The organism is Roseixanthobacter finlandensis (genome assembly GCF_043195105.2).
In the GTDB taxonomy this organism is placed as follows: Bacteria; Pseudomonadota; Alphaproteobacteria; order Rhizobiales; family Xanthobacteraceae; genus NCEH01.
Genome location: NZ_CM195536.1, coordinates 153,627 through 173,047, shown reverse-complemented (window position 1 = coordinate 173,047; position 19,421 = coordinate 153,627). Strand labels below are relative to the sequence as shown.

19 protein-coding genes are annotated in these 19,421 nt (G+C 64.7%); 17 read left to right on the top strand and 2 right to left on the bottom strand.

All coding sequences use genetic code 11. From position 1 onward, the window contains the following. The first annotated feature begins 173 nt into the window (after positions 1-173). On the top strand, positions 174-1,304 hold the full coding sequence (locus V5G24_RS00895; RefSeq protein ID WP_394078654.1) for a polysaccharide deacetylase family protein: 1,131 nt from the start codon (positions 174-176) through the stop codon (positions 1,302-1,304). 183 nt (positions 1,305-1,487) lie between these two features. On the opposite strand, the gene V5G24_RS00890 is transcribed toward V5G24_RS00895, so the two are convergent. Beyond that, complete coding sequence (locus V5G24_RS00890) at positions 1,488-1,982, bottom strand: MarR family winged helix-turn-helix transcriptional regulator (RefSeq protein ID WP_394078653.1); 495 nt, start codon at positions 1,980-1,982, stop codon at positions 1,488-1,490. Between the two features lie 144 nt (positions 1,983-2,126). On the opposite strand from V5G24_RS00890, the gene V5G24_RS00885 reads away from it, so the two are divergent. The 8 genes from V5G24_RS00885 (at position 2,127) to V5G24_RS00850 (ending at position 9,950) form a co-directional block, all read left to right on the top strand. Beyond that, a complete protein-coding gene (locus V5G24_RS00885) occupies positions 2,127-2,894 on the top strand; it encodes an ABC transporter ATP-binding protein (protein WP_394078651.1) in 768 nt (255 codons plus the stop codon). Between the two features lie 16 nt (positions 2,895-2,910). Beyond that, a complete protein-coding gene (locus V5G24_RS00880) occupies positions 2,911-3,783 on the top strand; it encodes an ABC transporter permease (protein ID WP_394078649.1) in 873 nt (290 codons plus the stop codon). A gap of 18 nt (positions 3,784-3,801) precedes the next feature. Next, on the top strand, positions 3,802-4,803 hold the full coding sequence (locus V5G24_RS00875; RefSeq protein WP_394078647.1) for an ABC transporter substrate-binding protein: 1,002 nt from the start codon (positions 3,802-3,804) through the stop codon (positions 4,801-4,803). Between the two features lie 3 nt (positions 4,804-4,806). Further along, a complete protein-coding gene (locus V5G24_RS00870; RefSeq protein ID WP_394078645.1) occupies positions 4,807-6,303 on the top strand; it encodes a chlorohydrolase family protein in 1,497 nt (498 codons plus the stop codon). Positions 6,304-6,752: 449 nt separating this feature from the next. Further along, entirely contained in the window at positions 6,753-7,661 is a 909-nt protein-coding gene (locus V5G24_RS00865; RefSeq protein ID WP_394078643.1) for an amino acid ABC transporter substrate-binding protein, read from the top strand. Between the two features lie 104 nt (positions 7,662-7,765). Continuing rightward, complete coding sequence (locus V5G24_RS00860; RefSeq protein ID WP_394080297.1) at positions 7,766-8,497, top strand: amino acid ABC transporter permease; 732 nt, start codon at positions 7,766-7,768, stop codon at positions 8,495-8,497. Positions 8,498-8,499: 2 nt separating this feature from the next. Beyond that, the gene (locus V5G24_RS00855) at positions 8,500-9,192 is read left to right on the top strand and encodes an amino acid ABC transporter permease (protein ID WP_394080295.1); all 693 of its coding nucleotides are present in this window, start codon (positions 8,500-8,502) and stop codon (positions 9,190-9,192) included. 26 nt (positions 9,193-9,218) lie between these two features. Continuing rightward, a complete protein-coding gene (locus V5G24_RS00850) occupies positions 9,219-9,950 on the top strand; it encodes an amino acid ABC transporter ATP-binding protein (protein ID WP_394080293.1) in 732 nt (243 codons plus the stop codon). Between the two features lie 116 nt (positions 9,951-10,066). On the opposite strand, the gene lldD is transcribed toward V5G24_RS00850, so the two are convergent. Continuing rightward, positions 10,067-11,203: an FMN-dependent L-lactate dehydrogenase LldD gene (lldD, locus tag V5G24_RS00845; protein ID WP_394078641.1), complete on the bottom strand. Its 1,137-nt coding sequence runs from the start codon at positions 11,201-11,203 to the stop codon at positions 10,067-10,069. Positions 11,204-11,590: 387 nt separating this feature from the next. Between lldD and V5G24_RS00840 the strand changes: the two genes are divergently transcribed. The 8 genes from V5G24_RS00840 (at position 11,591) to V5G24_RS00805 (ending at position 19,336) form a co-directional block, all read left to right on the top strand. Next, the gene (locus V5G24_RS00840; protein WP_394078639.1) at positions 11,591-12,343 is read left to right on the top strand and encodes an IclR family transcriptional regulator; all 753 of its coding nucleotides are present in this window, start codon (positions 11,591-11,593) and stop codon (positions 12,341-12,343) included. Between the two features lie 142 nt (positions 12,344-12,485). Further along, positions 12,486-12,974, top strand: coding sequence for a MaoC/PaaZ C-terminal domain-containing protein (locus V5G24_RS00835; protein WP_394078637.1), 489 nt, complete (start codon positions 12,486-12,488; stop codon positions 12,972-12,974). Between the two features lie 34 nt (positions 12,975-13,008). Beyond that, positions 13,009-14,007 carry a TRAP transporter substrate-binding protein gene (locus V5G24_RS00830; RefSeq protein ID WP_394078635.1) on the top strand — a complete coding sequence of 333 codons (999 nt, stop codon included), beginning with the start codon at positions 13,009-13,011 and terminating at the stop codon, positions 14,005-14,007. A 7-nt stretch (positions 14,008-14,014) separates the two neighbouring features. After that, positions 14,015-14,560: a TRAP transporter small permease gene (locus V5G24_RS00825; RefSeq protein ID WP_394078633.1), complete on the top strand. Its 546-nt coding sequence runs from the start codon at positions 14,015-14,017 to the stop codon at positions 14,558-14,560. Between the two features lies 1 nt (position 14,561). Further along, entirely contained in the window at positions 14,562-15,845 is a 1,284-nt protein-coding gene (locus V5G24_RS00820; RefSeq protein ID WP_394078631.1) for a TRAP transporter large permease, read from the top strand. Continuing rightward, the gene (locus V5G24_RS00815) at positions 15,842-17,026 is read left to right on the top strand and encodes an acyl-CoA dehydrogenase family protein (protein WP_394078629.1); all 1,185 of its coding nucleotides are present in this window, start codon (positions 15,842-15,844) and stop codon (positions 17,024-17,026) included. The genes V5G24_RS00820 and V5G24_RS00815 overlap by 4 nt, the downstream gene beginning before the upstream one ends. Further along, the gene (locus V5G24_RS00810; RefSeq protein ID WP_394078627.1) at positions 17,026-18,546 is read left to right on the top strand and encodes an AMP-binding protein; all 1,521 of its coding nucleotides are present in this window, start codon (positions 17,026-17,028) and stop codon (positions 18,544-18,546) included. Before V5G24_RS00815 ends, V5G24_RS00810 begins: the two co-directional genes overlap by 1 nt. Then, positions 18,539-19,336, top strand: coding sequence for an alpha/beta fold hydrolase (locus V5G24_RS00805; RefSeq protein ID WP_394078625.1), 798 nt, complete (start codon positions 18,539-18,541; stop codon positions 19,334-19,336). Before V5G24_RS00810 ends, V5G24_RS00805 begins: the two co-directional genes overlap by 8 nt. The last annotated feature ends 85 nt before the right edge of the window (positions 19,337-19,421 follow it).

The window sequence follows — 19,421 nt, the reverse complement described above, 5'->3', positions numbered from 1 at the left end:
GCAATGAAGGCCATTCTTCCCGCCGAGGCCGCACGCCCGCTGAATTTCCAGGCCGTCGCCCAGGCCTGACCAAATGCCGACGCACCGCTGCCCCTTGCGCTTCACGATTTATCCACACAAGAAGAGCGACACTGAGCTAGTATAAAGAACTTCCAACTTAGAAAGTCGGCGCCGTGAAACGGCTTTTGGCATTGTCCGCCCTCGTGGCTTCTGGCGCGCTCTGTCTCGGGTTCGCCGCCAATCAGATGCTCAAGCCCGCGCCAGCGGCGCAGGCGGCGACGTCCTTGGCGGCTGCCTCAGCGCCCGTCACCACGGGCTCGATCGCGACCACCACGACGCCGACGCTTCCCCCGCTACCGCAGGCCAATGCGCCCGCCCCGGCGATTGTGGTGGCGCAGACGCGCGCGTCGCTGCCGGCCCTGCCGCCGATCCCGCCGGTCGGTGCCACTACTCCCCCTGCTGCTGGCGTCTCGCAAGCCGCGCACGCTTTACCAGGTGGCGCGATGCAAAATGGTGCGACGCCTTTGGCCGCCACCCCGGTTTTCGCGCCCGCCGCGCCGGTGCCGCTCCCCTCCTCCTACCGCTCCATGGACGTGGACGGCCCCTATATCGCCATCACGTTCGACGACGGCCCCAATCCCGAGACGACGCCGAAGCTGCTGAAAATACTCGAGGCGAGGAACATCAAGGCCACGTTCTTCATGCTCGGCACCAATGCTGCGGCCTATCCGGACGTGGTGCGCGCCGTCGCGGCGGGCGGCAACGAGATTGGCAACCATTCGTGGAACCATCCCCAACTGCCGAAGCTGACCCTCGCCGCCGCCGACAAGCAGATCGAGGATACATCGGCGGCAATCGAGGCATCGACCGGCAAGAAGCCTTTGTATCTGCGCCCGCCCTACGGCGCCATGACGCCCACGCTCCAGCAGCATCTGGTGCAGAAGTACGGAATCACCATGATCTTCTGGTCCGTGGACCCGCTGGACTGGAAGATCCGCGACGCCCAGAGCATCTATGATCAGGTCATGAAGCAGGTGCGCCCCGGCGCCATTATCCTGGCGCACGACATCCACGCGACAACGGTGGCCGCGATGCCGCGCGTGCTCGATGCGCTGATCGCGAAGGGCTACAAGTTCGTCACCGTCTCGGAACTGATCGCGATGAACAAGCCGGGGGCGCCGAAGGTGGTGGCCGCCCTTGCGCCCGCGACACCGAAGAAGAAGACGCGGCCCGCCCCCAAGCCCGGCGCGACACCCGCGAACGCGACCCGTCCCGCGAACAATGTGAACGTGGGCCTCTATTGAGGCGCGAGGACACTGTAGACGTGCGCCTCGGTTGAGGCGCACGGATATAATGAACGTGCCCCTCTATTGAGGCGCACGGGGCGGCCCCTCCTCGGTGAGCCGCCCGCACGCCGCGTTTCCGGCGGGCCTCGTCTCGCCGGAGCGCGGGTGATTAAAGGCTGAAAATCGGCCAGCATTCGCCCATTATTCAGGCAGAGCCGGCCCCCAGCGCAGCGGCGCGCGCCCGTGGGCGTTGTCGGCCTCGACCAGTTTTTTCAGATAGCCCATGAAATGCTTGCGCTCCTCGTCCGAGAGCGCGGCAAGGGTGCGCCGATGCGCGGCGGCCGTTAGAGGCGCGATGCGATCCAGCAGCGCCCGCCCCTCCTCGGTCAGTTGAACAAGCTTCAATCGCTTGTCTTCACTGCTGTTTCCCCGCTCCACCAAGCCGCGCGCGGCGAGCCTGCGGATCACCTGGCCCACGGTGGCGCGATCAACCCCGATCATGGCGGCGAGCCCGGCTTGGTCCAGGCCCTGCCGGCGGGCCAGAACGGTGAGAATACTGGATTGCACCGGCGTGATGTTCAGGCCGGCGCAGGCCTCATAGAACATCGCGAGATGAATCTGATGCAGGCGGCGGATGAGAAATCCCGGCCGTTCCGTCAGTTCCGTGTCCGCGCTCACGTCGGCGGCGGCGTCCATCTTCGCACTTGCGTCCGCCTGCATCGCTCCGTTCCGCACGCTCGTCGTCATCGAATCCCCCACGCTCCGCCATTCCGGTTTTGGCACAAATGTTGCTTTATGTCAGCATATGATAAGTGCACTTACTAATAGGGGCTGACCCTCATGCAAGCGCAGCTCCAGATCGATGACGTCACCATCCGATACCGGACCCGCCGCAGCGAGGTGACGGCCGCCTACCGGATCAGTTTCGACGTCTATCGCGGCGAACGCACGGTTCTGCTCGGCCCGTCCGGCTGTGGAAAGTCGAGCCTGCTGAAAGCGGTCGGCGGCTTCATCCGCCCTTTGTCCGGCGCCATCCGCCTGAACGGCCACGCCATCACCGGGCCAGGACCTGACCGCATGACGGTGTTTCAGGAATTCGACCAATTGCTCCCCTGGAAATCGGTGCTGGGCAATGTCGCCTTCGCCCTGCGCAAGGGCGCCGGCCTTGCCGCCGAGGAGGCGAAGGCGCGCGCGCTGGAGGCGATCGACGCCGTGCGGCTCACCGGATTTCGCGATGCCTATCCCCATGAGCTTTCCGGCGGCATGAAGCAGCGCGTCGCCATCGCCCGCGCCATGGCGATGCAGCCCGAACTGCTGCTCATGGACGAGCCCTTCGCCGCCCTCGACGCCCTCACCCGCCAGCAGATGCAGGAGGAATTGATCCGCCTGTGGCGCGAGATCGGCTTCAGCCTGCTGTTCGTCACCCATTCCATCGACGAGGCGATCCTGGTGGGCAGCCGCATCATTGTCCTCTCCCCCCATCCCGGCCGCGTGCGCGCGGAAATCGACTGCCGCGACATCACGGAAGCGGACCGCGGCGGCGAGCGCTTCGAAGCCATGCGCCGGCGCATCGACACCCTCCTGTTCGGGGAACGCACCCATGCATGAAATGCGGCACCCCCAAATGCAGCACCCCCTCGAGCCCCCGGCCCGGCCGGATATCCTGAACGAGGTGCAGGCGCCGCTGCCGGACGACATGCCGGTGGCCCGCGCCCTGCCCTGGTGGCGGCGCGCGCTCGATCATGCGCCGGTCCGCCGCCTGCTGGTGGTGATCGCGTTCGCGGTGATCTGGGAGGTGTATGCGCGCTATCTCAACGATTCGCTGCTCGTGCCGACGTTTTCGCGGACCCTGGAGGCGCTGATCGATTCCTGCCTCAGCGGCGAATTGCCGGCGCGGGTGTGGTCCAGCCTGCGGGTTCTGGCGAGCGGCTATGCGCTCGGCGTCGCCTGCGCGGCGGTGCTGACGACGCTGGCCGTGACGGTGCCCGGCGGCGGCGACGTGCTCGGCACCATGACCGTCATGTTCAACCCCCTGCCCGCCATCGCCTTGCTGCCACTCGCCTTGATCTGGTTCGGCATCGGCAATTTCAGCCTGGTGTTCGTGATCACCCATTCGGTGCTGTGGGCGGTGGCGCTCAACACCCACACCGGCTTCCTCGCCGTGCCGCAGACCCAGCGCATGGCGGGCCGTAATCTCGGCCTGCACGGGGTGGGTCTGGTCGCGCACATCCTCGTGCCGTCGGCGGTGCCGTCCATCCTCACCGGCCTGCGCATCGGCTGGGCGTTCGCCTGGCGCACGCTGATCGCCGCCGAACTGGTGTTCGGGGTCTCCTCCCATTCCGGCGGGCTCGGCTGGTTCATCTACCAGAGCCGCGCCGAGATGGACACGGCCAACGTCTTTGCCGGCCTGATGACCATCATCCTGATCGGCCTGTTCTTCGAGGGCGTGGTGTTCCGCACCGCAGAAAACCTCACCATCCGCCGCTGGGGCATGTAAACGCAAAGGGGAAAGCTGATGAAGCGAGTATTGGCGAGTGCATTGCTGGTAGCCGCCATGGTGCTGCCGGCCCGTGCCGAGGTGCAGACGCTGCGCATCGGCGTGCAATTCGGCCTCGGCTATCTGCCGGTCTACGTCATGCGCGACGCGGGCCTGCTGGATGCGGAGCTGAAGAAGGCCGGCCTGCCCCCGGTTCCGGTGGACATCCATAATTTCACCGGTGCGCCCGATATCGGCGACGGCCTGCTCTCCGGCTCGCTGGACATCGGCGGCGGCGGCATCACCGCCATGATGGTGGCCTGGGACAAGACCAAGAGCGCCGGCGAGCGGTCCATGCGCGGCATCGTCGCGCTCTCCGCCATGCCGTACGAGCTTTTGACCAATAATCCCGCCATGAAGACGCTGGCCGACATCACCGACAAGGACCGCATCGGCCTCCCCGCCGTGAAGGTCTCGTTCCCGGCGGTGATGCTCCAGATCGCCGCCGAGCGGGAATTCGGCGTCGGCAAGCATGATCGGCTCAATGCCATGACGGTCGGCCTCGCCGGACCCGAAGGCGCAACCGCGCTGCTCACCAATAACGGCGTCGTGGACGGCTATACGTTCGCTGCGCCCTTCATCCAGCAATTGCGCGGCAAGCCCGGCATCCACAAGGTCTGGTCCAGCACCGACGTGTTCGGCACGCCGACCACGGCGCTCGCCACCTGGACCACGGAGCGCTTCCGCGCCCAGAACCCGAAAACCTATGCCGCCTTCTTCGCCGCCATGCACGAAGCCAACCGCTTCATCGCCGCGCATCCCGACCAGGCGGCCGCGATCTATCTGAAGGCGGAGCAGTCCAAATTGCCGCTCGACCTCATCGTCGAATGCATCAAGGACCCGTCGATGGCCTACAACACGGCCCCCCAGAACAGCGGCGCGCTCTCGGACTTCCTCGCCCGCATCGGCACGCTGAAGCAGCGCCCCGCGAGCTGGAAGGACCTGTTTTTTCCGGAAGTCACCAGCGAACAAGGAAGCTGATCAATGGGTGAGAAACGGTCCCGCATGACCTGCGGCTGGCTCGTGGGTCACGACGGCACGGGCCATACGCTGTGGCGGAACGGCGAACTGGTCTGGGAAGGCAACACCATCCTGTTCGTCGGCGCGCGTTTCGAGGGCACCGTCGATGTGGAGATGGACGCCAGGGATCGCCTGGTGGTGCCCGGCTTCATCGATACGCACGTGCATTCGGGCCATCGCGCCTCGCACCGGCTGATCAGCGATGTGGGCCGGCCGGATTATTTCGGCCAGCCGTTCCTGGAAATCAGCGTGGCGCGGGACGGCACCCGCGTCGGCGGCGACGTGCGCTATGTGCGGCCCGACGACAAGGCCGCGTCCGAGGCCCTGACGCTGAACGCCCGCTTCACCGCCGCCGAGCTGCTGCGCAACGGCATCACCACCTTTGTCGAGTTCGGCAGCCAGCTGAAGGTGCAGGAAGCCCTGCTCGAGGAGATCGGCGCGATCGGCAACCGCGCCTATCTCGGCCCCGGCTTCGACAGCGGCCGCTGGATCGGCGGGGAGAATGGAAAGCTCGTCCGCGTCATCGATGAAGCGGCCGGAGAGCGGGAATTCGCGCTCGCCCTCGACTTCATCGCCCGCAATGACGGCGCGCATGATGGACGGGTGCGCGGCATTCTCGTGCCGCGCGAGATCGAGACCTGCACCGTCGACCTCATGCGCAAGGCGGCGATCGCGGCGCGCGAACGCAACCTGCCGGTCGCGATCCACGCCGCCTACAATATCCACGAAGTGTTCGACATCATCCGCGAGCACCAGATGACCTCGGTTGAGCTTCTGGAGCATGTGGGGCTGATGTCGTCCACACTGAACATCGGCCACGGCAATTTCACGGCCGATAATCCGCTGGCCAATTATTCCGGATCGCACGATCTGGAAATCATGGGCCGCCACCAATGCTCCATTTCCCATTGCCCGGTGAACGTGGCGCGGCGCGGGCGCTTCCTCAATTCCTGGCAATCCTATCGCAAGGCCGGCGTGAACATCGCGCTCGGCACCGATACCTATCCGCGCGACATGATCCTGCAAATGCGCAACGCCTCCTACATGGGCAAGATCGCCAGCCATAACCTGAAGGCGGCCACCGCCGCTGAGGTGTTCTCGGCCGCAACGTTGGGCGGTGCCCATTCGGTGGGACGTGGGGATCTTGGACGCCTGGCGCCCGGCGCGAAGGCCGACATCGTCACCATCGACCTCACCGGCCGCGACAGCCTGCGCTACGGGCCGGTGCGCGATCCCATCAAGAGCCTGGTGGATTGCGGCATCGGCGACGATGTGGACACGGTGATCGTCGACGGCATCGTGCGCATGGAGGGCGGGAAGATTCCCGGAATCTCCTTCGCCGAATTGCGCGCGGGCGCTCAGGCCGCCGGCGAACGGGTGTGGGCGGGCTGGCAGGAGTGGGACCCGCACGGCCGCACCGCCGAGGAAATGAGCCCCCTGAGCTTCCCGGCAAGAAACTGAAGGCGCGCGGAGCCGCAGGCAGGGTGACGCCGAGCCGCGGCCTCGACCAAGCCACCCCGATCGGAGCAGGCGACGCGGGATCCCGCGTCGCCATTCTTTTCCCTCAACGGGCCGTCAGCCGGCGGCACTACGCCCGCGCCGCGATTGACCGGACGTACGCCGGCGCAAACCCATCCCCGGCCTTTTCCCCGAATGTCCAGAACCGCCTGGTGCGATCCGCCCTGGCGATGCGTGCCGGTGTCCGGCACGGGGCGTGCATGGGAAGGCACTCGATTTCCGCAAAGACTGCGGTAGCATCGCGCGTGCCCGCCGGGGTCGCATACAAATAGGGGAACAGCCTGCGTGCGGCACGCCGCGATTGCGCTCATTCGATCAGCGTGCCCTTTTATCGGGCAAGCGCGTCCATGTTTTCGCCGGGCGCCCGGTTCCCACCACCAAAGGAGAACGACATGAACGTCAGCAAAATCTTGATAGCCGGCTGTTTCACCGCGTGCCTGTCGTTGCCCGCCGGGGCGCAGGAGCTCACGGGGACCCTCAAGAAGATCAAGGATACGGGGACGATCACGATCGGCTATCGTGAATCCTCCATCCCCTTCTCCTATCTCGACGACAATCAGAAGCCGGTCGGCTTCGCCATGGACATCTGCGCCCAGGTGGTCGCCGCGGTGAAGAAGGAGCTGAAGCTCGACAAGCTGGACGTTGCCTATACGCCCGTCACCTCGGCCACCCGCATCCCGCTGATCGCCAACGGCACCGTCGATCTGGAATGTGGCTCCACCACCAACAATGCCGACCGCCAGAAGCAGGTGGCCTTCACCAACACACATTATTTGACCGCGAGCCGGTTCGTCTCGAAAAAATCCAGCAACATCAAGTCGATCGCCGATCTGGCGGGCAAGACCGTGGTGTCCACCTCCGGCACCACCAATATCAAGCAGCTCAATGAGGCGAACACCGAGCGCAAGCTCAACATCAATATCGTGCCCGCCAAGGACCATGCGGAAGCCTTCCTGATGGTGGAGACTGACCGCGCAGTGGCGTTCGTGATGGACGACATTCTGCTCTCCAGCCTCGTCGCTGGCTCGAAGGACCCCTCCGCCTATGTGATTTCGGAGGATGCCTTCTCCAAGCCGGAGCCCTACGCCATCATGCTGCGCCGCGACGATCCGGCGTTCAAGACCGTGGTGGATGGCGCCACGGCCGCGCTCTACAAGAGCCCGGACATCATGAAAATCTACGCCAAGTGGTTCCAGTCGCCGATCCCGCCGAAGAACCTCAACCTGAACGTGACCATCAGCGCGCCGTTGAAGAAGGCGTTCGCCAATCCCACCGACAGCGGCGATCCCGCCGTTTACTGAGGGCGCGTATTACCCCCGGCCGGCCGGGATGGCTCAATCCCCGCCGGCCGCGCGGCGCCGGCATTTTCGCCGTGCCGTTCAAGACCTGCTCAAGCGAGGTGCGCGTGGATTACCACTGGAACTGGGCCATCCTCTGGGCACCGTCGCCGGACGGCAGCGGCACCTATTTCGACATGCTGATGGGCGGCCTCAAATGGACCATCGCCACCTCGGTCTGCGCGTGGCTGATGGCGCTGGTGTTCGGCTCCCTGGTGGGCGTGGCGCGCACCTTGCCCTTCAAATGGCTGGTGCGCCTGAGCGATGCCTATGTCGAGCTGTTCCGCAACATTCCGCTTCTGGTCCAGCTATTCCTGTGGTTCTTCGTCATTCCCGAATTGCTCCCCCACGATTGGGGCACGTGGGTGAAGCAATTGCGCTACGGCCCATTCCTCACCGCCGTGGTGGGAATCGGCTTCTACATGTCCTCGCGCGTCGCGATGCAGGTCAGCGCTGGCATCAATACCTTGCCGCGCGGCCAGCGCATGGCGGGAACCGCCATCGGCCTCACGACGGCGCAGACCTATCGCTATATTCTCCTGCCCATGGCGTACCGGATCATGCTGCCGCCGCTCACCTCCGAATTCCTGAACACCATCAAGAACACCTCGGTCGCGCTGACCATCGGCCTCATGGAACTCACCGGCAGCGCGCGCGCCATGCAGGAATTCTCATTCCAGGTGTTCGAGGCCTTCACGGCGGCAACCGTGATCTATCTGCTGCTGAACGCGGTGGTGACCATCGGCATGCGGATGCTGGAGCGGCGCGTGTCGGTTCCCGGCTTCAACGCGGGGAAATGAGCGTGTTCAGCGATTTCGACTTCAACATCATCGCCCGCTCCCTGCCCTATCTGTTCCGGGAGGGCATGACCTTCACCCTGACGCTGACGGCGATCGCCACCATCGGCGGGGTGCTGCTCGGCACGCTCATCGCCATGGCGCGCCTGTCCTCCCTGCCGGTCCTTCCGGCGATCGCGGCCAGCTATGTGAACGTCATGCGGGCGCTGCCGCTGGTGCTGGTGATCTTCCTGTTCTATTTCCTGATGCCCTATATCGGCCAATGGATCCTGCATACGGACCGGCCGATCACGGTAGGGGCGCTCTCCTCCACCATCATCACCTTCACGCTCTTCGAAGCCGCCTATTTCTCCGAGATCATGCGCGCCGGCATCCAGTCTATCCCGCGCGGACAGGTGGCGGCGGGCTATGCCATCGGCCTCACCTATTCGCAGATGATGCGATATGTGGTTCTGCCGCAGGCCTTTAGAAACATGCTTCCGGTCATCTTCACGCAAATGATCGTATTGTTTCAGGATACATCGCTCGTCTACGTGCTCTCCATCACCGATTTTCTCGGCGCGGCCTCCAAGGTGGGCCAGCGCGATGGCCGCTTGACGGAAATGTACGTGTTCGCCGCCGTGGTCTATTTCATCATATCGCTCACCGCCTCCACGCTCGTGAAGCGGCTCCAGGCCCGCATCGCCATCGCGCGCTGAGCCCATTGCAGGTTCGTCCCATGCCCATGATCTCCATCCGCAACATCAACAAATGGTACGGCGCGCACTTCCAGGCCTTGAAGGACTGCACCACCAGCGTGGAGGCCGGCGAGGTGGTGGTGGTCTGCGGGCCGTCGGGCTCCGGCAAGTCGACGCTGATCAAGACCATCAATGCGCTGGAGCCGATCCAGGGCGGGGAAATCGTCGTGGACGGGGTCGAGGTCACCTCGCCCAAGACCAACCTGCCCAAGCTGCGGGCGCGGGTGGGCATGGTGTTCCAGCATTTCGAGCTGTTTCCCCATCTGCGCATCACCGACAATCTGTGCCTCGGCCAACAGAAGGTGCTGGGGCGCTCGCGCGAGGAGGCCATGGCGAAGGCCATGGCGCTGCTGGAGCGGGTGGGGCTGAAGGATCATGCGGAGAAATATCCCGGCCAGCTCTCCGGCGGCCAGCAGCAGCGCGTCGCCATCGCCCGCGCGCTGGTGATGGACCCGGTGTGCATGCTGTTCGACGAGCCGACCTCCGCGCTCGACCCGGAAATGATCAATGAAGTGCTCGACGTGATGGTGGAGCTGGCGAAGGAGGGCATGACCATGATGGTGGTCACGCACGAGATGGGCTTCGCGCGAAAAGTGGCGCACCGGGTGATCTTCATGGACAGCGGGGAGATCGTGGAGGACGCTCTCAAGGAGGAGTTCTTCGCCCATCCCCGCAGCGAGCGCGCCCGCCTGTTCCTGTCAAAGATCCTTCAGCACTGAAGGACGCAGCCTGCGGCACGCTCCCCCGAACCCTGGAGGCAGGTTCCTATCTCCCGCAGGGGCCGATTCCCGCAGGGGCCGATCCGGCGCGCCAGGCAGGCGCGCCGGCGCCGGCCTCAGAGCTTGACCAGGATCGAGCCGTCGATCTGCGATACGCGCTCCACGCCCGTCAAGGACATTGCCACGCGCATTTCCTTCGCGACGATATCGAGCAGATTCTCCACACCCGCCTGCCCGCCGCTCGCCAAGGCATAGGCGAAGGCGCGGCCAAGCAGCACGCCCTTCGCGCCCAGCGCCAGCATGCGGACCACATCGAGCCCCGAGCGGATGCCGCCATCGGCAAGAACGGTGAGTTCGCCGCCCACCGCATCGGCGATGGGAGGCAGCGCCCGGGCGGTCGAGAGCGCCCCGTCGAGCTGCCGGCCGCCATGGTTCGACACCACGATGCCGCTCGCGCCGAACGTCACCGCATCGCGCGCATCCTCGGGGTCGAGAATCCCCTTGATGATGATGGGGCCGCGCCAGAAATCGCGGATCCATTCGAGATCCGACCAGCTGATGGAGGGATCGAAATTCGCCCCAATCCAGCCCATATAATCGGCAAGGCCGGTCGGCTTGCCGAGATATTTCGACACGTTGCCGAGATCGTGGGGCGTGCCCCTCAGGCCGACGTCATAAGCCCAGCTCGGCTTGAACATGGCCTGGAGCATGCGCCGCTGCGGGCCGAACCGGCCCGACATGCCGGAATGCGCATCGCGATAGCGCGCCCCCGGCGTCGGCATGTCGACGGTGAAGACCAGAGTGGTGACCCCGAGCGCCTGCGCCCGCTCCAGCGCATTGCGCATGAAGCCACGGTCCTTCAGCACATAGAGCTGGAACCACGGCACCCTGGGGCTCGCCGGCACCACGTCCTCGAGCGGGCAGACCGAGACGGTGGAAAGGGTCATGGGGATGCCCTTGGCCGCCGCCGCCCGGACCGCCTGCAGTTCACCGCGACGGGCGAGCATGCCCGCCAGCCCGACGGGAGCCAGGATGACCGGCATGGCGCACGACTGTCCGAACAGCTCGGCTTCCAGGCTGAGCTTCTCGACATTCTTGAGCACGCGTTGCCGCAGGCTGATGTCCTGGAGGTCCAAGACGTTGTTGGCCAAAGTCCGCTCGGCATAGGCGCCGCCATCGACATAATCGAACAGGAAGCGCGGAAGCTTGCGCCTTGCGGCGGCGCGATAGTCGTTAGGGGATGCGATGATCATGGGCAAGGGACGCGCCTGAGACGAAATCGGTCCACGGTTTAAACGCTATGCCTCGCCCTGGCCACATATATCGAAGCGCGTCGGCGACGGCGCGTCGCCTTGCTGGACGGCTGGCAATTCCGGGGTGGCGGCGGACGGCACAGTGGATCCTGGATCTGGCAGGCCGAGACCCGACCCGTTCGCCACGCCCCGGATCGGCGGGACGTCAAACGATTTTGAATTATTTATAGTATATATGAGAAATCACGCAAGTATATATAAACTATTTTCTTCGATACTACATGAAAACGAATTGCTTAAAATACCATTTTCCCAAGATTGAAAAAGATGGAAACCATAGGCTATGGTCTCGCGTCAAGTGGACCCGGGCCTGGTGGGACGTAAGCGATGATTGTAAAGCAGGTTGCCTATGCGCTGCAGATTCTTGAGCTTTTCGCCGAGCGTAAGGCCCCTGCCACACTGTCGGAATTATCCGACCATTTCGGCTGGCCGCGCTCCAGCACCTTCAACCTGATCGAGACCCTGAGCAAGGCGGGCTTTCTCTACGAATTGCGGCATCGCTCCGGCTATTATCCCACCCCGCGCCTGCTCAAGCTCGCCCAGGCGATCGTCACCGACGGTCCGGTATCGGAGGCGCAGCGCGACCTGGTGGCCCGCCTGGCGGTGCTCACGGGCGAAACCGCGATCCTCGCCGCCCTCTCGGGCACCAGCGCCGTCTTCATCGACGTCGTCGAATCGACAAATCCGATCCGCTATTTCGCCCAGGTCGGCCAGCGCGTCCCGCTCTATACCACCGCCTCCGGCCGCGCCCTGCTCTCGCTCTTGTCGCGCAAGGAGCGGGGGGCGATCTACGAAAAAACGCAGTTCGAGCGTTACGCATCCGCCACGCTGATGACCCCGGAATCCGTGGAAAAGGAAATCCAGGCGTCCGCCGCACGCGGCTGGTTCCTGAACAATGACGGCTATTCGCCGGGGCTGCTCGGCATCGCCATTCCCCTGGATCTGAACGACCGGCAAGTCTGCCTCCTGATCGCCGGCCCCGCTTATCGCCTCGCCGACCGCGCCGAGGAGCTTGCCACCGTGATGCGCACGGAAATCGACGCCTTTCTCCAGGCCGAAGCCGCGTCGCAGCGCGGATAACTCCTTCTGAAAAAACATTTTATTCGATTTGGCTGCGCACAGCAGGCGGGCGACGCGGCCCCATTGTCTCGATTGTCATATTCATGTATGTGTGTTTTATATTCAATTAGCTGAACAAAAAATGTAGGGAGCGAAGGCGGGTATGGGTGCTTCAGAGCGTGAGCTGCCGTATGTCGGGCTCGGAATTCCCTATGAGGGATGGACGCTGGGACGTCGCTTTCGCACCGTCGGACGAACCGTAACGGAAGCCGACATCACCAATTTCGTGTGCGTGACCGGCATGCTCGAGGTCCTCTTCACCAATGTCGATTATCTCGAGAAGGAATCCCTGATCAAAGGTCGGCTGGCGCCGGGCGCGCTGGTCTATGCCTTTGCCGAAGGGCTCCTGATGCAGTCGGTGATGCAGCACACCGGACTCGCCTTTCTCGGCATGGAATTGAAGGTCAACAAGCCGGTGTGCGCCGGCGACACGATCCATGTGGAATGCGAGGTGACGGCGGCGCGTCCCACCTCGAAACCGGGTCGCGGCATCGTGACTGCGCTCAACAACGTCGTAAATCAGAGAAACGAGATCGTTCTTGCCTATACGGCCACGCGAATGGTCAAAAGCTTCGAAGAAGCCAATCAATAATCTTCGTCAAATGAAGAATTCAAGGAGGAAATACATGGGCTTTTTACGCAAAATCGGTCTGTCCGGCATTGCCCTCGGTGCGGCGCTGGCGGCGCAGGGCGCGGTCGCGCAAACCGTGGTGCCGCTCGCCACATGGGGTGGCGCCAACCACATCTGCGTCCGCCAGTTCGTCCCGGCTTTGGAAGCGGCGCTCAAGAAAGCGCAGCCGAACACGATTACGCTCCAGCATTTCCCCGGAGGCCAGCTCGGCCAGGACAAGGACATGCCGGTCGGCATTCCCACCGGCCAGGTGAAGTTCGCCTGGATCACGGTGAACGGCTGGTCCGGCACGGTGCCGGACACCAAGGTGATGGATGCGCCGACCGGCCTGACCATGACCCAGCTCGACACCTTGATCGATCAGCCGAACGGACTGATGTCTGCACTGCAGAAGAAGTTCCAGGAAAAGAATTCGGTTCTGCTCGGCCTCGCCGATCTCGGGCCGCCGGCCGTGGTTTCGAAGGTGCCGCTCAAGGTGCCCTCCGACTTCGCCGGCAAGAAGGTGCGCGTCTTCTCCGAAGGACAGGCGGAAGCGGTGCGCGCCTTCGGCGGGTCGCCCGTCACCATTCCGTTCGCCGACGTCTATTCGGCCATGCAGTACGGTACGGTCGACGCCGCGATCCTCGGCTTCCAGGGCGTGGACAGCCAGCGCATGTACGAGGTCTCCAAATACGTCCTGGTACCGGCGTCATTCCTCGGCACGACGATGATGGGTTGGGCCGCCAACAAGCCCTGGCTGGACAAGCTGCCGCCGGATGACCGCAAGGCCCTGGTCACGGCGGTCGACGAGGCCAGCCATTCCAACCGGAAGGCCATCATCGCGGAGATCGACGAACTCACGAAGGCCTACCGCGACCGCGGTCTGGAGGTGACCTTCCTGGAGCCCGGGACGCCTGATTTCGCGGCATGGCAAAAGGCCACCGCTCCGCTGCTGAAGACGACGATTGCGAAGCTGAGCCCCGACATCGCCAAGCTCGTGCAGCCGAAGGACTGACCGTCCCATGCCCGAAGCGAATCGAACCGCGGCGCCTGGCGCCGTGGGGTGGGCCCTTGATCGCCTCGGCGACCTCGGCGGGTATCTATCCACGCTGATCGTCTGGCTGCTTGCGATCACGGTGACCTATGATGTGGTCCTGCGCACGTTCGGCGTGCCGACCCTGTGGGCCTCCGAGGTGAGCATCTACCTGATGATCGCCATGGCCTTCGTCGGCATTGGGGCGACCCAGCAGGTGGATGGGCATTTCCGCGTCACCTTCGTGCGGGACCTGTGCCCGCCGGCCGTGCGCAAGGCCTTGGACATCTTCGCGCTGCTGGTCTCGCTTGGGTTTGCGCTCGCCTTCACCTGGGGCGCGTGGCAGCTCGTCTCGTTCTCGTGGATGCTGAACTTCACCACGTCCACCATCCTTCATGTCCCCATGTGGTTCCTCCAGGGACTCCTGCTTCTCGGGGGCGTGCTTCTGATCTTGGCGGTCTTGCGGGACCTGCTGATGGTGTTCGCGCTCGGCGCGTCCTTCCGCGACCAGTCCGGCTCGGGCGAGGTGATCTGACATGGTGATCACGCTCGGAATCATCGGGCTGTTCCTGGCGCTGCTCGCCACCAGCGTGCCCGTGTTCGTGGCCATGGCGGTGAGCGCGCTTGCCGGCAATTACCTGCTGGGCGGCAGCGACCTGTTCCAGGAAGCGGCGCTGACCGCCTACAATGCGCTCAGCAGCTTCGTTCTCCTGGCGGTGCCGCTCTATATCCTCGCCGGCACGCTGCTGCAGCAGACGGGTCTTTCCGACCGCCTGTTCGCTTTTGCCGCGTCTCTGGTGTCGGGCATCCGGGGCGGGCTCGGCGTTGCGACAATCATCGCCTGCGCGATCTTCGCCGCGATCTCCGGCTCGAGCGTCGCCACTGCCGCCACCATCGGTCTCGTGGCCATCCCGGCGCTGACGCGCAACGGCTATCCCCTGGCGCGCGCCGGCGGCCTGATCGCCGGCGGCGGCACGCTCGGCATCCTCATTCCGCCCTCCATCGCGTTGCTGCTCTATGGCGTGCTGACCGATCAGTCGATCGGCGCGCTGTTCGTCGCGGGCGTGATCCCCGGCCTTCTGCTCGCCAGCCTGATGGCGATCTATGCCATCGTGGTCAATCCCAAGGACCCCGACGCGCGGCCGGTCAGCGCGCGCGAAGTGGTGCGCGCGACGCTCGACGCAGGGCCGATCCTGCTTCTGCCGATCCTCATCTTCGCCGGCATCTATTCGGGCGTCGCCACCGCCACAGAAGTCGCGGCGCTCGCCGTGGCCTATACGGTGATCGTCGGCCTGATCACCCGGACGCTCGGATGGAAGCAATTCTATCAGGCGGGCCTGAGTGCCACCCATGCCTCAGTGATGATATTCATGCTGGTGGGGTTCGGCGCGCTGATGACCAATTTCTTCACGGTCACCCGCGTGCCCCAGATGCTGACGGAGCTGATCGCCGGCTCCGGCCTCAGCTTCTTCGGCATCGTCACGGTGATGGTGGTCTTCTACCTGATCCTCGGCATGTTCCTCGAAGCCTTGTCGATGATGCTGATCACCATCCCGATCCTGTACCCGGTGGCGCAGGCGGCGGGCATCAATCCGCTCGCCTTCGGCATTTTCGTGGTCCTGGCCATCGAGGTGGCGCAGATCACGCCACCCGTGGGCATCAACCTGTTCACGGTCTCGCAGATCGGCAAGATCCCGTTCGAGCACATGGCGCGGTCGATCATTCCTTACGTCGTCTTGATGATCGCGATGATGTACCTGGTGGTCTACTGGCAAGAGCTTGCGACTTGGCTTCCCCATACGATGGAATACGGCAAATGAACCAGGTGCTTCCCGTGGATAGCGGCGCCCTGTGGCCCGCCTATGTGGACGAAGCCTATGTGCAGGGCCTTCGCTCCTACGTCGCCCGTATGATCCTTCCCGCAGGCGACGCCATCGACCGCGACGATGTCTATCCGGTGGAGATCATGCGCGATCTCGCCCGCCAGGGGTACTGCACGGTCGTGCTGCCGAAGGAGTTCGGCGGACAAGGGCTCACCTATCTCCATGCCGCCGCCATCTGCGAGGAGGTTGCGGTGGGAAGCGCCGCGGTTGGGGTCTCGCTGATCACTATCTTCCAGGCCCAGACCATGATCCGCCAGTTCGGCGAGGCGAGCCTGAAGCAGCGCTATCTGCCGGCGTTCGCGCAGGGCCTGCTCTCTTCCTATGCCCTGACGGAGGCGAGCCACGGCAGCGACATCCGCAAGCTCGACACCAAGGCGCGGCGCGAGGGAAGCGAATGGGTCATCAAGGGCGAAAAGCACTTCATCACCTCCGGCTCGGCCGCCGAGCTGTTCGTCATCCTGGCGGAAACCGATAAGGGCGTTTCGGTGTTCGCCGTGCCGCGCGATGCGAAAGGACTCTCCATTTACGAGGGGAAGAATTCCGCGACCTTCGGGCTGCGCAACGGGCCGCACATGAATGTGGTGCTGGACGATGTGCGGCTGCCGGCGGACCATATGATCGGCGAGGAAGGCAAGGGCGTACGCCAGGCGGCGAGCGTGCTGAACCATTCCCGCACCCTCGCCGGCGCCATCAGCCTCGGCATTGCCCGCGCGGCGTTCGAGGGCGCGCTCCAGTTCGCCCGCGACCGCATCGCCTTCGACCAGCGCGTGCTCGATTTCCAGGGCATCCAATGGTATTTCGCCGACATGCTGACGGAGATCGACGCGGCGCGGCTGCTGATCTACCGCGCCACCGAGGCCCTTGAGAGCAAGCAGCAGGTGCCGCGCTGGGGCAGCGAGGCGAAGCTGAAGGCCGGCACCGTCGCAACCCAGGTGGCCGCCACGGCGGCGCAGATCTGCGGCGCCTACGGCATCATGGAAAACGCCCCCTTCGGCCGCTATCTGCGCGATGCCAAGGCCTATGAGATCGCCGGCGGCTCCAACGAAATCCTGAAGAACACCATCGCCAAATTCCTGATTCCTGCCTCCGGTGCGGAAAGCTTGAAGAAGTCCGCGTGATGACCACCCTGACCGATAAGCTGATCCACCAGGCACAGACGCGCCCCGACGCTCCGGCCGTGGTGTCCGACACGGTCTCGTTGACATGGGCGGAGCTGTGCGACCTGTCGCTGCGCACATCCTCCTTCCTGCGCGGGCACGGCATCGAGAAGGGCGATCATGTCGCCCTGCTGTGCGGCAATCGTCCGGCGTTTCTCGTCGCCTGGTTCGCTCTTGCGAACATCGGCGCCGTCACGGTCTCGCTCAACACCGGGCTCGTAGGCGAGGGCCTGCGCTATTCGGTGCGGCAATGCGAGGCCAAGGCGGTGCTGGTGGAGCGATCCATCCTCGAGGCCAAGCGCACGGACCTCGAACCGGCGCTGGACGGCCGCACCCTGATCGTCTTCGGCGGCGAAGAGGACCTGTTCGCCGCCGCAGGCGCCCACGCGCCCGACGCGCCCTATGACGGGCTCGGTTCCGATCCCATGAGCATCATCTATACCTCAGGCACCACCGGCCTGCCCAAGGGCGTGCTGAACTGCCACGAGGCATTCCTGGCCAGCGGCCTGTGGATGACGCGCTTTCTTGACATCGTCGAGAGCGATCGCATCATGGTGTTCCTGCCGCTGTTTCACACCAATCCGCAGATGTATGCGGTCATGTCGGCGCTGGAAGTGGGCTGCACGCTCGTCATCCGCCCGAAATTCTCGGTCAGCACCTTCTTCGACGACGCGCGACGCTTCGGCTGCACCATGTTCACCTATGTGGGCACGGTGCTCGCGATGATCATGGCGCGGCGCACCGAGCCGGATTTCGACCATCCTTTGACCCGGTGCGTGGGCGGCGGCTGTCCCCAAGAGGTCTGGCGGGCCGTCGAGGATCGGTTCGGCATCAAGCCGCACGAACTCTATGGCATGACCGAAGTCGGCGGCTGGGTGACCGGCAACAGCGCGGCCGCCTATCGGTTCGGCTCGTGCGGCAAGGCGCGCCCCGACGTGGAGGTGGCCGTGGTGGACGCGCAGGACAATCCGCTTCCTGTCGGCACCGCCGGCGAGATCGTCGTGCGGCCGAAGGCGCCGTTCACCTTGCTCCTCGGCTATTGGGGCAACCCGACGGCGACATGGGACGCCTCGCGCAATTTTTGGTTCCACACCGGGGATTCCGGCCTGATGGACGAGGACGGTTATCTCTATTTCCTCGGCCGGTTGAAGGAGATCATCCGCCGGGGCGGCGAGAATATCTCGCCGTTCGAGATCGAGACCGCCTTGCTGCACCACGCGGAGATCGAGGATGCGGCGGTGGTGGCGGTGCCGGATCCGATCTTCGGCGAGGAGATCAAGGCGGTGATCGTCGCCCGCCGGCCGTTCGCGGCGGACGAGGTGCGCGGTTTCCTGAAGGGCCGCGTGGCCGATTTCATGCTGCCGCGCTACGTGCAGTTCGTCGATGCGATCCCGCGCACGGAAACCCAGAAAATTCAACGCCGCGCCCTGCAGGAGGATACGCGGGACGTGGTCGATCTGGAGGCGCGCGAACATGCCTGAAACCGCCCGAGGCCTGCATTATGTGATCGACGACATTCGCCCGCCCTGGGTACGGGGCGGCAGTCCGGTGGTGTTCAACCACGGCATCGGCACCACGCACGACATCTGGGCAGGATGGGTGCCCACCATCGCCGCGCGCCGCCCCATGGTGCGCTTCGACATGCGCGGCTTCGGCCGATCCGTGATCCCGCCGGAAGACCATGTCTGGTCGATGGCGGAGCTGATCGAGGATTTCTGGGAGGTCGCCGGACAGGCGGGCGCCGAGAGGGTTCATCTGGTGGGCGAATCCATGGGCGGCACCATCGTGCTGGCCGCCGCCGCCGCATGCCCCGCGCGAGTCGCCTCGGTTACGATTTCCAACGCCTCCTACAAAGGCAAGGGCATCGGCGAGCTTGGCTATTGGCGCGACCAGTTCGCCGCCGGAGGTCCGTCCGGATGGAGCGAACGCATGATGGCGAACCGCTTCCTGCCGGGTGCCGGGGACCCTGACGCGCTCGCGTGGTTCCAGAAGGAACAGGCGAAGACCCCAGCCCATGTGGCGCTCGGGCTCGGCGGCGTGCTCGCCCTGTCGGACCTCAGCGCGGCGCTGCGATCGGCGCCGTTCCCGGTGTCGATCGTGCTGCCGGATTCAAGCCCCTTCGTTCCCGCTTTGCACGGCGCCGAACTGCAGCAGATCCTGCCGAATGCACGGCTGCGCGTCGTGCCTGGCGTGGGCCATGGCCTTCCCTTCTCCCATGCCGCCGAAGAAGCCGCGCTGCTCGCGGACTGGCTGGAGCAGGTGGAAGCTTAATCCTGGTGCGCGCGCCGGGCGGGCGCTGGCTTATCAAGGCCCGCGCGTTCGGCCCGGCGTAGATGGCCGGGACACGCCCGGCCGT

Excerpts from the sequence above, each read along its gene's own strand:
- V5G24_RS00890 (WP_394078653.1), bottom strand. The coding sequence starts at position 1,982 with ATGGACGCCGCCGCCGACGTGAGCGCGGACACGGAACTGACGGAACGG.
- V5G24_RS00885 (WP_394078651.1), top strand. The coding sequence starts at position 2,127 with ATGCAAGCGCAGCTCCAGATCGATGACGTCACCATCCGATACCGGACC.
- V5G24_RS00880 (WP_394078649.1), top strand. The coding sequence starts at position 2,911 with ATGCAGCACCCCCTCGAGCCCCCGGCCCGGCCGGATATCCTGAACGAG.
- V5G24_RS00875 (WP_394078647.1), top strand. The coding sequence starts at position 3,802 with ATGAAGCGAGTATTGGCGAGTGCATTGCTGGTAGCCGCCATGGTGCTG.
- V5G24_RS00870 (WP_394078645.1), top strand. The coding sequence starts at position 4,807 with ATGGGTGAGAAACGGTCCCGCATGACCTGCGGCTGGCTCGTGGGTCAC.
- V5G24_RS00865 (WP_394078643.1), top strand. The coding sequence starts at position 6,753 with ATGAACGTCAGCAAAATCTTGATAGCCGGCTGTTTCACCGCGTGCCTG.
- V5G24_RS00850 (WP_394080293.1), top strand. The coding sequence starts at position 9,219 with ATGATCTCCATCCGCAACATCAACAAATGGTACGGCGCGCACTTCCAG.
- lldD (WP_394078641.1), bottom strand. The coding sequence starts at position 11,203 with ATGATCATCGCATCCCCTAACGACTATCGCGCCGCCGCAAGGCGCAAG.
- V5G24_RS00840 (WP_394078639.1), top strand. The coding sequence starts at position 11,591 with ATGATTGTAAAGCAGGTTGCCTATGCGCTGCAGATTCTTGAGCTTTTC.
- V5G24_RS00835 (WP_394078637.1), top strand. The coding sequence starts at position 12,486 with ATGGGTGCTTCAGAGCGTGAGCTGCCGTATGTCGGGCTCGGAATTCCC.
- V5G24_RS00830 (WP_394078635.1), top strand. The coding sequence starts at position 13,009 with ATGGGCTTTTTACGCAAAATCGGTCTGTCCGGCATTGCCCTCGGTGCG.
- V5G24_RS00825 (WP_394078633.1), top strand. The coding sequence starts at position 14,015 with ATGCCCGAAGCGAATCGAACCGCGGCGCCTGGCGCCGTGGGGTGGGCC.
- V5G24_RS00820 (WP_394078631.1), top strand. The coding sequence starts at position 14,562 with ATGGTGATCACGCTCGGAATCATCGGGCTGTTCCTGGCGCTGCTCGCC.
- V5G24_RS00815 (WP_394078629.1), top strand. The coding sequence starts at position 15,842 with ATGAACCAGGTGCTTCCCGTGGATAGCGGCGCCCTGTGGCCCGCCTAT.
- V5G24_RS00810 (WP_394078627.1), top strand. The coding sequence starts at position 17,026 with ATGACCACCCTGACCGATAAGCTGATCCACCAGGCACAGACGCGCCCC.
- V5G24_RS00805 (WP_394078625.1), top strand. The coding sequence starts at position 18,539 with ATGCCTGAAACCGCCCGAGGCCTGCATTATGTGATCGACGACATTCGC.